10 protein-coding genes and 4 pseudogenes are annotated in these 12,990 nt (G+C 50.3%); 7 read left to right on the forward strand and 7 right to left on the reverse strand.

Going from position 1 to position 12,990, the window contains the following annotated elements:
• The first annotated feature begins 66 nt into the window (after positions 1 to 66).
• The 3 genes and pseudogenes from C1P89_RS11680 to C1P89_RS11690 form a co-directional block, all read left to right on the forward strand.
• The gene (locus C1P89_RS11680; protein ID WP_000168174.1) at positions 67 to 690 is read left to right on the forward strand and encodes a phage antirepressor Ant; all 624 of its coding nucleotides are present in this window, start codon (positions 67 to 69) and stop codon (positions 688 to 690) included.
• An 84-nt stretch (positions 691 to 774) separates the two neighbouring features.
• A complete protein-coding gene (locus C1P89_RS11685; protein ID WP_001303849.1) occupies positions 775 to 993 on the forward strand; it encodes an excisionase in 219 nt (72 codons plus the stop codon).
• A pseudogene (locus C1P89_RS11690) lies at positions 971 to 1,930 on the forward strand (phage integrase Arm DNA-binding domain-containing protein); the annotation flags it as partial. The gene C1P89_RS11685 and the pseudogene C1P89_RS11690, both read left to right, overlap by 23 nt.
• A 3-nt stretch (positions 1,931 to 1,933) precedes the next feature.
• Here the strand turns inward: C1P89_RS11690 and C1P89_RS11695 are convergent.
• Positions 1,934 to 3,102, reverse strand: a protein-coding gene (locus C1P89_RS11695) for an IS3-like element IS911 family transposase (protein WP_087880099.1) whose coding sequence is annotated in 2 segments (ribosomal slippage) — positions 1,934 to 2,853 and positions 2,853 to 3,102 — 1,170 coding nt in all. Because the reading frame shifts where the segments join, the coding sequence is not laid out codon by codon here.
• Positions 3,103 to 3,176: 74 nt separating this feature from the next.
• On the opposite strand from C1P89_RS11695, the pseudogene C1P89_RS11700 reads away from it, so the two are divergent.
• Together C1P89_RS11700 and C1P89_RS11705 are read left to right on the forward strand one after the other, a co-directional pair.
• Positions 3,177 to 3,293: pseudogene (locus tag C1P89_RS11700) on the forward strand (integrase); the annotation flags it as partial.
• Positions 3,294 to 3,427: 134 nt separating this feature from the next.
• Positions 3,428 to 4,711, forward strand: coding sequence for a putative acyl-CoA thioester hydrolase (locus tag C1P89_RS11705; RefSeq protein ID WP_001091580.1), 1,284 nt, complete (start codon positions 3,428 to 3,430; stop codon positions 4,709 to 4,711).
• 233 nt (positions 4,712 to 4,944) lie between these two features.
• Here the strand turns inward: C1P89_RS11705 and C1P89_RS11710 are convergent, their stop codons facing one another.
• A complete protein-coding gene (locus tag C1P89_RS11710; protein ID WP_000741440.1) occupies positions 4,945 to 7,125 on the reverse strand; it encodes a hydratase in 2,181 nt (726 codons plus the stop codon).
• Between the two features lie 41 nt (positions 7,126 to 7,166).
• Here C1P89_RS11710 and C1P89_RS11715 point away from each other — a divergent pair.
• Positions 7,167 to 7,864, forward strand: a pseudogene (locus C1P89_RS11715) (IS1-like element IS1A family transposase).
• 215 nt (positions 7,865 to 8,079) lie between these two features.
• On the forward strand, positions 8,080 to 9,033 hold the full coding sequence (locus C1P89_RS11720) for a LysR family transcriptional regulator (RefSeq protein WP_000679972.1): 954 nt from the start codon (positions 8,080 to 8,082) through the stop codon (positions 9,031 to 9,033).
• A gap of 40 nt (positions 9,034 to 9,073) precedes the next feature.
• On the opposite strand, the gene pgl is transcribed toward C1P89_RS11720, so the two are convergent.
• The 5 genes and pseudogenes from pgl to C1P89_RS11745 form a co-directional block, all read right to left on the reverse strand.
• Positions 9,074 to 10,069, reverse strand: coding sequence for a 6-phosphogluconolactonase (pgl, locus tag C1P89_RS11725; protein ID WP_000815430.1), 996 nt, complete (start codon positions 10,067 to 10,069; stop codon positions 9,074 to 9,076).
• 295 nt (positions 10,070 to 10,364) lie between these two features.
• Positions 10,365 to 10,460, reverse strand: a pseudogene (locus C1P89_RS11730) (DNA invertase); the annotation flags it as partial.
• Positions 10,461 to 10,491: 31 nt separating this feature from the next.
• Positions 10,492 to 11,189 (reverse strand): IS1-like element IS1A family transposase gene (locus C1P89_RS11735; RefSeq protein WP_094096600.1). Its coding sequence is split into 2 segments (ribosomal slippage): positions 10,492 to 10,940 and positions 10,940 to 11,189, totalling 699 coding nucleotides; the frame shifts between segments, so codons are not numbered across the junction.
• A 70-nt stretch (positions 11,190 to 11,259) separates the two neighbouring features.
• Positions 11,260 to 11,766: a structural cement protein Gp24 gene (locus C1P89_RS11740; protein WP_001066732.1), complete on the reverse strand. Its 507-nt coding sequence runs from the start codon at positions 11,764 to 11,766 to the stop codon at positions 11,260 to 11,262.
• A 3-nt stretch (positions 11,767 to 11,769) separates the two neighbouring features.
• Positions 11,770 to 12,990, reverse strand: coding sequence for a DUF2213 domain-containing protein (locus C1P89_RS11745; RefSeq protein WP_000873146.1), 1,221 nt, complete (start codon positions 12,988 to 12,990; stop codon positions 11,770 to 11,772).

Here is a 12,990-nt window from a genome sequence, read left to right on the forward strand (position 1 = left end):
GGTGTTCAAGTACCTGACCGCCCTGCTGAACACAGGGCTATCTGAACAAATGCAAAGGACATAAAAATGGCCAGTCAACTCATCCCCGTATTCAACGGCACTATATCCAACGAAACAACTCTTCTCGTTAATGCCCGTGATTTACACGAATTTTTGGAAGTACGTCGTGACTTCTCTACATGGATTAAAAATCGCATAACAGAATACGGCTTTGCCGTTGATGTCGATTACATTTTGGTTCACCAAAACAGGGGGATCAAAGGACGTGGAGGCGATCGCCGTAGCAAAGACTATCACCTCACCCTCGATACAGCCAAAGAAACGGCGATGGTCGAGCGTAACGAAAAAGGCCGCCAGATACGCCGATACTTCATCGAGTGCGAAAAGAAACTTCGCAGCATGCAACCAGCGCAGCAATTCACAGACGAAGAAATCATCCTCCTTTGCTATATGCAGGTACAGATGGAGAATGCGCAGGACATCTGCAAACGTCTGTACCCGATATTGAAGGAACTGAACTCATCATACACGAGCAAGCTGTATGACATCGCGTTTGAAACTTTTTACACGGTGACGAAAAACAGAGATGTACTGCTAAGGGAGGCGACACGACTTGACCAAGCAAGCGCCCTTTTCGAACGGGCAAAACCAATGCTGAAAAGCCTTCGGGCGAGACAATTCGAATTTTAATCATCAAAGGAGCTTCGGCTCCTTTTTTGTTGGAGAAAATAAACCAATACTCGCTCCCTTGCGAGTAATTGCGGAGACTTTGCGATGTACTTGACACTTCAGGAGTGGAACGCACGCCAGCGACGCCCAAGGAGCCTTGAAACAGTTCGTCGATGGGTACGCGAGTGCAGGATATTCCCTCCTCCGGTTAAGGATGGAAGAGAGTATTTGTTCCACGAATCAGCGGTAAAGGTTGACTTAAATCGACCAGTAACAGGTAGCCTTTTGAAGAGGATCAGAAATGGGAAGAAGGCGAAGTCATGAGCGCCGGGATTTACCCCCTAACCTTTATATAAGAAACAATGGATATTACTGCTACAGGGACCCAAGGACGGGTAAAGAGTTTGGATTAGGCCGAGACAGGCGAATCGCAATCACTGAAGCTATACAGGCCAACATTGAGTTATTTTCAGGACACAAACACAAGCCTCTGACAGCGAGAATCAACAGTGATAATTCTGTTACGTTACATTCATGGCTTGATCGCTACGAAAAAATCCTCGCCAGCAGAGGAATCAAGCAGAAGACACTCATAAATTACATGAGCAAAATTAAAGCAATAAGGAGGGGGCTGCCTGATGCTCCACTTGAAGACATCACCACAAAAGAAATTGCGGCAATGCTCAATGGATACATAGACGAGGGCAAGGCGGCATCAGCCAAGTTAATCAGATCAACACTGAGCGATGCATTCCGAGAGGCAATAGCTGAAGGCCATATAACAACAAAACCGGTCGCTGCCACTCGCGCAGCAAAATCAGAGGTAAGGAGATCAAGACTTACGGCTGACGAATACCTGAAAATTTATCAAACAGCAGAATCATCACCATGTTGGCTCAGACTTGCAATGGAACTGGCTGTTGTTACCGGGCAACGAGTTGGTGATTTATGCGAAATGAAGTGGTCTGATATCGTAGATGGATATCTTTATGTCGAGCAAAGCAAAACAGGCGTAAAAATTGCCATCCCTACAACATTGCATGTTGATGCTCTCGGGATATCAATGAAGGAAACACTTGATAAATGCAAAGAGATTCTTGGCGGAGAAACCATAATTGCATCTACTCGTCGTGAACCGCTTTCATCCGGCACAGTATCAAGGTATTTTATGCGCGCACGAAAAGCATCAGGTCTTTCCTTCGAAGGGGATCCACCTACCTTTCACGAGTTGCGCAGTTTGTCTGCAAGACTCTATGTGAAGTGGTCAACAAAAACTGGCCACCGAGTTAGAGTTTTTCCAGTATCGATTTTCCGATTCGTTTGGGGGTAACCCACCGTTATATTCGTGCGGTCTTAGTGCGCTGTAATATCCAACGATATAGTCCGTTATGGCGTGAGCTGCCTCGCTGAAGCTTACGTAACCCACCACCGGCATCCATTCGTTCTTCAGACTCCTGAAGAAGCGTTCCATTGGGCTGTTATCCCAGCAGTTTCCGCGCCGGCTCATACTCTGTCTGATCTGGTATCGCCACAATAACTGCCGGAACTGCCTGCTCGTATAATGACTGCCCTGATCGCTGTGGAACATCACCCCGCCGGGCTTACCACGGGTTTCCCATGCCATTTCCAGCGCTTTCATGGTGAGCCTGCTGTCCGGCGAGAACGACATGGCCCAGCCCACTGGTTTTCTTGCGAACAGGTCGAGAACAACGGCGAGGTACGCCCAGCGCTTACCCGTCCAGATATAGGTCACATCACCGCACCACACCTGATTTGGCTCGGTCACGGCGAACTGCCTTTCAAGGTAGTTAGGGATAGCAACATGTTCATGACCACCACGTTTATACCGGTGAGTCGGCTGCTGACAGCTGACCAGCCCCAGCTCTTTCATGAGCCTGCCAGCAAGCCAGCGTCCCATCTGGTAGCCTCTCCGGGTTGCCATTGTGGCGATGCTTCTTGCTCCGGCCGAACCGTGGCTGATGCCATGTAGCTCAAGTACCTGACTGCGTAATACAGCCCGTCTGCCGTCTGGTTTTTCAGGACGGTTTTTCCAGTATCTGTAGCTGCTGCGATGAACCCCGAACACATGGCAGAGTGTGACCACAGGATAATGCGCTCTGAGTTTCCCGATTATCGAGAACTGTTCAGGGAGTCTGACATCAAGAGCGCGGTAGCCTTTTTTAATATTTCATTCTCCATTTCAATGCGTTGTAGCTTTTTCCTCAGCTTACGTATTTCGATTTGTTCTGGTGTTATCGGAGAGGCTTTTGGTGTTTTGCCCTGACGCTCATCACGCAGTTGTTTGACCCATCTTGTCATTGTGGAAAGGCCAACATCCATAGCTTTGGCGGCATCTGCCACCGTGTATTTCTGGTCAACAACCAGTTGAGCGGATTCGCGTTTAAACTCTGCGCTAAAATTTCTTTTTTTCATTGGAGCACCTGTGTTGTTCTGAGGTGAGCATATCACCTCTGTTCAGGTGGCCAAATTCAGTGTGCCACTTCAATGAGAAGCAGATAAGCGATAAGTTTGCTCAACATCTTCTCGGGCACAAGTCGGACACCATGGCATCACAGTATCGTGATGACAGAGGCAGGGAGTGGGACAAAATTGAAATCAAATAATGATTTTATTTTGACTGATAATGACCTGTTCGTTGCAACAAATTGATAAGCGATGCTTTTTTATAATGCCAACTTAGTATAAAAAAGCAGGCTTCAACGGATTCATTTTTCTATTTCATAGCCCGGAGCAACCTGTGAACACATTTTCAGTTTCCCGTCTGGCGCTGGCATTGGCTTTTGGCGTGACGCTGACCGCCTGTAGCTCAACCCCGCCCGATCAACGTCCTTCTGATCAAACCGCGCCTGGTACCTCTTCTCGCCCGATTCTGTCGGCAAAAGAAGCGCAGAATTTCGATGCTCAACACTATTTTGCATCCCTGACACCAGGTGCTGCAGCGTGGAATCCTTCCCCGATTACCCTGCCTGCGCAACCTGACTTTGTTGTCGGCCCGGCGGGCACTCAAGGTGTAACGCATACCACGATTCAGGCGGCGGTAGATGCGGCAATTATCAAGCGTACCAACAAGCGCCAGTATATTGCCGTGATGCCTGGTGAGTATCAGGGAACGGTATATGTCCCTGCCGCTCCGGGTGGAATTACTCTGTACGGTACAGGTGAAAAACCGATTGATGTGAAGATTGGGCTTTCCCTTGATGGTGGCATGAGCCCTGCCGACTGGCGTCACGACGTCAACCCGCGCGGCAAATATATGCCAGGTAAACCAGCGTGGTATATGTACGATAGCTGCCAGAGCAAACGCAGCGACAGTATCGGTGTTCTCTGCTCTGCGGTCTTCTGGTCACAAAACAATGGCCTGCAACTGCAAAATCTGACCATCGAAAACACGCTGGGCGATAGCGTAGATGCAGGTAACCATCCGGCGGTGGCACTGCGTACTGATGGTGACCAGGTACAGATTAACAACGTTAACATTCTCGGTCGTCAGAACACCTTCTTTGTCACCAACAGCGGTGTGCAGAACCGTCTGGAAACGAATCGTCAGCCGCGTACGCTGGTGACCAACAGCTACATTGAAGGGGATGTGGATATCGTTTCTGGTCGCGGCGCAGTGGTGTTCGATAACACCGAATTCCGCGTGGTGAACTCACGTACTCAGCAAGAAGCGTATGTGTTTGCACCGGCTACGCTGTCCAACATGTACTACGGTTTCCTCGCCGTAAACAGCCGTTTCAATGCTTTCGGTGATGGTGTGGCGCAACTGGGCCGCTCGCTGGATGTTGATGCCAATACCAACGGTCAGGTGGTGATCCGTGATAGCGCCATCAACGAAGGTTTTAACACGGCTAAACCGTGGGCCGATGCGGTGATCTCTAATCGTCCGTTTGCGGGTAATACCGGCAGCGTAGATGATAACGACGAAATACAGCGCAATCTGAATGACACTAACTACAACCGCATGTGGGAATACAATAACCGCGGCGTGGGTAGTAAAGTGGTTGCAGAGGCGAAGAAGTAAGAGCAATTAACTATTTGCCGGATGCGGCGTAAACGCCTTATCCGGCCTACGGTTCGATGCGATTTGTAGGTCGGATAAGATGCGCAAGCATCGCATCCGACAATAAGTGCCGGATGCTGCGTAAATGCCTTATCTGGCCTACAGATTCGATGCGATTCGTAGGTCGGATAAGATGCGCAAGCATCGCATCCGACAATAAGTGCCGAATGCGACCTACATTCACATGGCGCTTTTTACATCTGACGGTTTTTATTGAAGTTAATCAAACTACCCGCCTTGATAATCTCGCGCTCTTCAGCAGTCAGACTTTCCATATAGAGCGTAATTTCCGTTACCGGCGCATCTTCATGGATCACATAACCTTTAAACGTCGTACCCGGATTATCCAGCGCCGCTTTAATGCCAGGGATGTAAATGTAATCCCCCACTTCAAAGGTTGGCACTTCCGCCATCTGCAGAGGTAACATCCCCCAGTTGATGACGTTAGAACGGTAGCGTTTAGTCGCGTACTCCTCGGCAATATTCGCCAGACCGCCAATCACACGCTGGCAGCTCGCCGCCTGTTCACGCGCAGAACCATCGCCTGGTTTCACCGCATAGACCATGCTGCCAATTTCAGTTTGCAGCGGATCAATATGCTCCTGACCAGCAATCTGCTTAATGCGCGCAAACACCTCTGTCAGCTCGCTGACATTCCCCGCCAGACGCTGATTTTCCAGCTCAGCAGTCGCTTTACTTCTGCCAACATAACCGGGATCACGGCGAGACAGGGTAAACTCCGCCAGACCAATCGGATTTGAACGATAAGAAGAGGTTTCACCGGAAGGAATCAGTTCGTCGGTGGTGGTCACTTCGTCGAGGATCTTCGAGCACACTTTCAGGACGATATTGTCAGTCAGCGCACCCAATTCCGGCCAGTCTTTAATGTTCGGCCCGTAAATCAGCGGTTGCTGAGTTGCCCCTTTCACAAAGCCCTGATAAACACGGTTTTTATACGGCGTTACATCGAAGGCGTACTCCGGCACGTTGTCCCAGCAATCAAGTTCGCTGGCAGAGGTTAAATAGCCACCGTTTGCCGCAGTCGCAGCGATAGAACGAGCGTCCATCAACGCCACCGCTGACATCTGCCCATTAGCTGGCTTAGAGCCTTCGCGGTTCGGGAAGTTACGCGTGGTGTGGCGAATACTCAAACCGTTGTTGATTGGCGTATCGCCCGCGCCAAAGCATGGGCCGCAGAACGCGGTTCTGATGATTGCGCCTGCGCCAATCAAATCTGCTACCACACCTTTTTTGGCGAGATCCATAAACACCGGCTGTGATGACGGGTAAACTGCCAGCGAGAAGGTGTCATTGCCACAGGATTGACCGCGCAGTGCATTCGCCGCCGCGATGACGTTTTCGTAGTTACCGCCAGAACAGCCCGCGATAATCCCCTGCTGCACTTTCAGGCGACCATTTTCCACTTTATCCAGCAGCGAGAGTTTGGCTTTACCGTGCGCCACGCGTTCGGACTCAATTTCAATCTCACGCAGAATGTCGGTCAGGTTCTGGTTCAGTGTGTCGATTTCATACACGTTGCTCGGGTGGAACGGCAGCGCAATCATTGGTTTGATGGCGCTTAAATCAACGCTGATGCAGCCATCGTAGTACGCCATCGGTTGAGGGTTAAGCTGGCAGTAATCCTGGCCGCGACCGTGCAGCGCCAGCCAGTTATGCACTTCTTCATCAGTTTGCCAGACGGAGCTTAAACAGGTGGTTTCCGTGGTCATCACGTCAACGCTGTTACGGAAATCGGTAGAGAGCGCGCTAACGCCCGGTCCAACGAACTCCATGACTTTGTTTTTGACGTAACCGTTTTTGAACACCGCGCCAATGATAGCCAGCGCCACATCCTGTGGCCCCACATACGGCGCAGGTTTTCCGGTCAGATGCACCGCAACCACGCCCGGATAGTCGATATCCCAGGTGTCATTAAGCAGCTGTTTTACCAACTCACCGCCACCCTCACCGACTGCCATTGTCCCTAATGCACCGTAACGGGTGTGGCTGTCTGACCCGAGGATCATTTTGCCCCCGCCTGCCATCATCTCACGCATATATTGATGGATGACCGCAATATGCGGAGGCACAAAAATACCGCCATAACGCTGAGCTGCCGATAAACCAAAAACATGGTCATCACCGTTAATGGTGCCGCCGACGGCGCAGAGTGAGTTATGGCAGTTGGTCAGCACATACGGCAGCGGGAAACGTTCCATTCCGGACGCTTTAGCGGTCTGTACAATACCAACAAAGGTAATATCGTGAGAGGCTAATGAATCAAACTTAATTTTAAGTTTATCCATATTTCCGGACGTATTATGAGAAGAGAGAATAGACCAGGCAATAGTGCCTTTTTTGGGTGATGCTGCCAACTTACTGATTTAGTGTATGATGGTGTTTTTGAGGTGCTCCAGTGGCTTCTGTTTCTATCAGCTGTCCCTCCTGTTCAGCTACTGACGGGGTGGTGCGTAACGGCAAAAGCACTGCCGGACATCAGCGCTATCTCTGCTCTCACTGCCGTAAAACATGGCAACTGCAGTTCACTTACACCGCTTCTTAACCCGGTACGCACCAGAAAATCATTGATATGGCCATGAATGGCGTTGGATGCCGGGCAACTGCACGCATTATGGGCGTTGGCCTCAACACGATTTTACGTCACTTAAAAAACTCAGGCCGCAGTCGGTAACCTCGCGCATACAGCCGGGCAGTGACGTCATCGTCTGCGCGGAAATGGACGAACAGTGGGGCTATGTCGGGGCTAAATCGCGCCAGCGCTGGCTGTTTTACGCGTATGACAGTCTCCGGAAGACGGTTGTTGCGCACGTATTCGGTGAACGCACTATGGCGACGCTGGGGCGTCTTATGAGCCTGCTGTCACCCTTTGACGTGGTGATATGGATGACGGATGGCTGGCCGCTGTATGAATCCCGCCTGAAGGGAAAGCTGCACGTAATCAGCAAGCGATATACGCAGCGAATTGAGCGGCATAACCTGAATTTGAGGCAGCACCTGGCACGGCTGGGACGGAAGTCGCTGTCGTTCTCAAAATCGGTGGAGCTGCATGACAAAGTCATCGGGCATTATCTGAACATAAAACACTATCAATAAGTTGGAGTCATTACCCAGGGTATTTTTTTCATAATAATGCCCTCAATTTAAAAACATAACTTATTGCGATATGGTTACATTAAGGGCAAAGCATCTCTAATGACTTTAGCTCAACGATTAATAACATTTTTTCATTAATTTAAGTTGGCTAAATGCAGTTAAAATTTTTAACGGCCAGCCACCCAAAATCGTCGCTTCCATTTTCCGGAGTAATAATGAAGCATGAATTATCAAGTATGAAGGCATTTGTCATACTGGCAGAGTCCAGTTCGTTTAACAATGCCGCTAAATTACTCAATATTACGCAACCTGCATTAACGCGAAGAATAAAAAAGATGGAGGAAGATTTACATATTCAACTATTTGAGCGTACAACTCGCAAGGTTACGTTAACAAAAGCAGGAAAAAGGTTGCTCCCGGAGGCGCGGGAATTAATAAAGAAATTCGATGAAACGCTTTTTAATATTCGTGATATGAATGCTTATCATCGTGGTATGGTGACGTTAGCGTGTATTCCGACCGCAGTATTTTATTTTTTACCGCTGGCAATCGGTAAATTTAATGAGCTGTATCCCAATATTAAAGTGCGGATTCTGGAACAAGGCACGAATAATTGCATGGAATCGGTGCTGTGTAACGAATCAGACTTTGGCATAAACATGAACAACGTCACAAATTCATCCATTGATTTTACCCCACTGGTCAACGAGCCGTTCGTGCTGGCCTGTCGGCGTGACCATCCATTGGCCAAAAAGCAGCTTGTAGAATGGCAGGAGTTAGTGGGTTACAAAATGATTGGCGTACGCTCCTCCAGCGGCAACCGACTGTTGATAGAACAACAGCTGGCCGACAAGCCCTGGAAGCTGGACTGGTTTTACGAAGTGCGTCATCTTTCGACGTCATTAGGACTGGTAGAGGCGGGACTGGGGATTTCGGCGCTTCCTGGTCTGGCAATGCCCCATGCGCCCTATTCTTCGATTATTGGTATTCCACTGGTGGAACCCGTTATACGTCGGACATTGGGGATTATTCGCCGCAAAGATGCCGTGCTTTCTCCGGCAGCAGAACGCTTTTTTGCCTTGCTGATTAATTTGTGGACTGACGATAAAGACAATTTGTGGACCAATATCGTCGAACGCCAGAGACATGCGTTACAGGAGATAGGTTAATACACCGGCGCAGGAGAGACTGCGCCGGGTAAATCAGCGGTTAGTGTGCGTTAACCACCACCCACATTGGTCCCTGCCCGACCGCATAGCGGCCTTTTTCATGCAGTAGCCCCTGCTCGCCAACAATTTCGTATACCGAGATGTGGTGAGATTTTTGCCCGGCGGCAATCAGATACTTGCCGCTGTGATCAACATTGAAGCCGCGCGGCTGGGTTTCCGTTGGCTGGAAGCCTTCTTTACTCAACACGCTGCCATCTTCCGAAACGCTGAAAACGGTAATCAGACTGGCGGTACGGTCGCAGGCGTATAAATGACGACCATCCGGGGTGATATGAATATCAGCCGCCCAACAGGTGTCGGAGAAGTTTTCCGGCATCATATCCAGCGTCTGGACACATTCAATATTGCCGTGTGGATCTTTCAGTTCCCAGACATCCACTGAGCTGTTTAACTCATTGACGCAATACGCATATTGTTCGTTTGGATGGAATACCATATGACGCGGGCCGGCCCCTTCAACGGTAGTCACTTCCGCAGGGTCCTGCGCCACCAGATGACCATCATCGCTGACCGTAAACAGGCAAATGCGATCCTGCTTTAATGCCGGAACCCACAGCGTACGGTTGTCCGGTGAGATATTGGCGGAATGGCAACCGTCCAGCCCCTCGACCACATCGACGACGCCCACTGGCAGGCCATCTTCCAGACGCGTTACGCTCACGTTACCCGCATTGTAAGAACCTACAAAGACAAACTGCCCCTGGTGATCGGTGGAAATATGCGTCGGACTACCCGGCAGCGCAGACTCTGCGGCAAAGGTCAGTGCGCCATCGTCCGGGGCAATACGATACGCCAGGACGCGAAACTCAGGGCGAACACCAACATAGAGATAACGTTTGTCCGGGCTGACCACCATCGGCTGCACCTGCCCCGGCACATCGACAACCTGTGTCAGCGTCAGTGCGCCTTCATGATTCAGGTTCCAGACGTGAATTTGCTGGCTCTCAGGGCTGGCGATATAAACTGTTTGCTTCATGAACACACCTCAAAAATGATAAATCCCTTATCTTTCATACACATAACAACACTTACTGGATAAAAAACAGACAACAAAACACGATAAAATACAATATCGCACATCAATTAAATCAATAAGTTAGCACTCCATTTCGAATGGCATATTACTAAAATATTAGTCACCGACACGAATTTGACAATGCCACAGATATTTTCGCGACTATTCAGGGAGTATGACTCTCCCCGCTTTTGTTTACCTGTATCAACGACCGTAAACACTATGCCATAACAACTTCTGGCCAACTTCCCATTCGCTCAACAATCAACTCACTTCCGGCACAAATAAACGCATTACGTTGTAGATCGGTATTCTGGTCATTTGTTGATACGCGTACATAGCCAATAAGCATGGTAAATCCCCCTGTTGGTAATGACTCCAACTTATTGATAGTGTTTTATGTTCAGATAATGCCCGATGACTTTGTCATGCAGCTCCACCGATTTTGAGAACGACAGCGACTTCCGTCCCAGCCGTGCCAGGTGCTGCCTCAGATTCAGGTTATGCCGCTCAATTCGCTGCGTATATCGCTTGCTGATTACGTGCAGCTTTCCCTTCAGGCGGGATTCATACAGCGGCCAGCCATCCGTCATCCATATCACCACGTCAAAGGGTGACAGCAGGCTCATAAGACGCCCCAGCGTCGCCATAGTGCGTTCACCGAATACGTGCGCAACAACCGTCTTCCGGAGACTGTCATACGCGTAAAACAGCCAGCGCTGGCGCGATTTAGCCCCGACATAGCCCCACTGTTCGTCCATTTCCGCGCAGACGATGACGTCACTGCCCGGCTGTATGCGCGAGGTTACCGACTGCGGCCTGAGTTTTTTAAGTGACGTAAAATCGTGTTGAGGCCAACGCCCATAATGCGTGCAGTTGCCCGGCATCCAACGCCATTCATGGCCATATCAATGATTTTCTGGTGCGTACCGGGTTGAGAAGCGGTGTAAGTGAACTGCAGTTGCCATGTTTTACGGCAGTGAGAGCAGAGATAGCGCTGATGTCCGGCAGTGCTTTTGCCGTTACGCACCACCCCGTCAGTAGCTGAACAGGAGGGACAGCTGATAGAAACAGAAGCCACTGGAGCACCTCAAAAACACCATCATACACTAAATCAGTAAGTTGGCAGCATCACCTCATTCGTCTGTTCCTTAAATCTTCCAGGAAATTTCTGCATTGCCGTCAGCATCACCGGCACCTGTGAATTCAGCGTTGGTCAGCACCACGTTTTTGCCACTGACTGACGTGGACATGAATCCACCCAGCGGCACTTTGATGGATTCATCAGTGGAGACGACAACGTATACCGGATCGCCTTTTTTGATAGTGCTGGCATCAAAATCAGAACCGAGATTAACGGTCACGTAGCCACGCTTCATGGCGTCGCCCGGGAAGTTCTTGCCTGTTCCCACCTGGCGAACCATGTCCGGCTGCGACGTGGTCGGATAAGGGCGCACGTAGATCCCCTTCACCTTGTCTGCGGTATCACCATCTGCCAGCGGCACGAAAAAACCGTCATCATCGTATTTACCAGCCAGGCCATAGGCAGCGAAGGCGTTATCGGATTTAAGGACCACCGGTTCGACGGTTAAGTCCTGCGGGCGAGAGACAGCCCCGGCAATGCCAACAGGCATCCGGTACAGAAATACATTATTCATTTTTTACCCTTTACGGTTTGCCCAGAATTCAGCGTTTTGTTTGTTCAGGGAAGCGATACTGGTCATGCCCATGTTTAGGCGCTGTGCATCGCCGGTGGTGGCGCGGGTGTTTCGCCCTTTGGCAACCTCAGACACGGCATTAAACGCCATGTCGACCGATTGTTTCGGTAATTTGCGGATATCCGCATCACCGACTATCTGGCGAACCAGCGTTTTGTCAGCAGAAGCCAGAACCTCGCGTTTGAACGCGGTCGGTTTCATCTTACGGCTCAGATCGATACCCGGAACGATAACTTCGGCACGCCAGGCTGAGTCACCAGTAATCGTGGTTTCCTCTTCATCGTCCTCGCCGTCACCGGTCGGATTATCGTCAGGCTTATTATCGTTATCGCCCGTGGCATTTCTTTCCAGCTTAGCCAGCAGGGCTTTCAGTAATGTTTTGAGGTCATCATCACTGTCGCCGGTTGGATCTCCGCCCATCTCTGGTGCTTTGTCCGGTAGTGGTTGCTGCGGGGACAGGTTGATGTTGAGATTAACGCCCTGCGGCAAATCCCCCTCATCTCCTGTAACCGATGCGGGAGCCGACTCCACCAGTTCGTTCATGGTGTCGGCATCTCCTGTCTTGATGGCCGCACGCATGCGGTTCCACCAGTTTTTCTTTTGATTTGCCATTGTGTCTCTGTCTCCAATTGCACAACGATTTCCGGCTCTGCCTTTAGGGACAAGAGCCACATGGTTTCCGGTAATATCGACCTGCTCGGCTTTACCTGGCTCGGTCTGCTCGTACTCCGCGTCATAGCCGCACGACACTTCGCGCAGGCCATCTTCGATAAGCTGAATGGCGCTTTCGTCTTTGACGATAAGGTCAGCCAGCATCAAATCAGACTGCTCACCCGTCCCGCGCCGGACATTCTGGAGGTGCCCGACAGCAAGCTCTTTCCAGTTCTCGGGATTTACCAGCCGCACATTCCCGTTTTCATCTTCAGGATGCAGGATCGTGATGCTCATCCCTTCGAATGAGGCAAGCGTGGCCGGATGGAATACCTGCTCAGGAGAACGCGTGACGACTATTTCACCGAACTTATCGGGTTTCAGTTTTGGCAGGTCATCAGCACCATAGAGCTGCTTACCTGTTCGTCCTATCGGCACGTCTTTGCACAGCAACGAGCCGTCAGCCAGGCGGTATCGGGTTTCCCCGAGCCTGGTCTCAAAAAAGTATTTCAT

This window comes from Shigella sonnei, from assembly GCF_002950395.1.
Taxonomy (GTDB): Bacteria; Pseudomonadota; Gammaproteobacteria; order Enterobacterales; family Enterobacteriaceae; genus ECMA0423.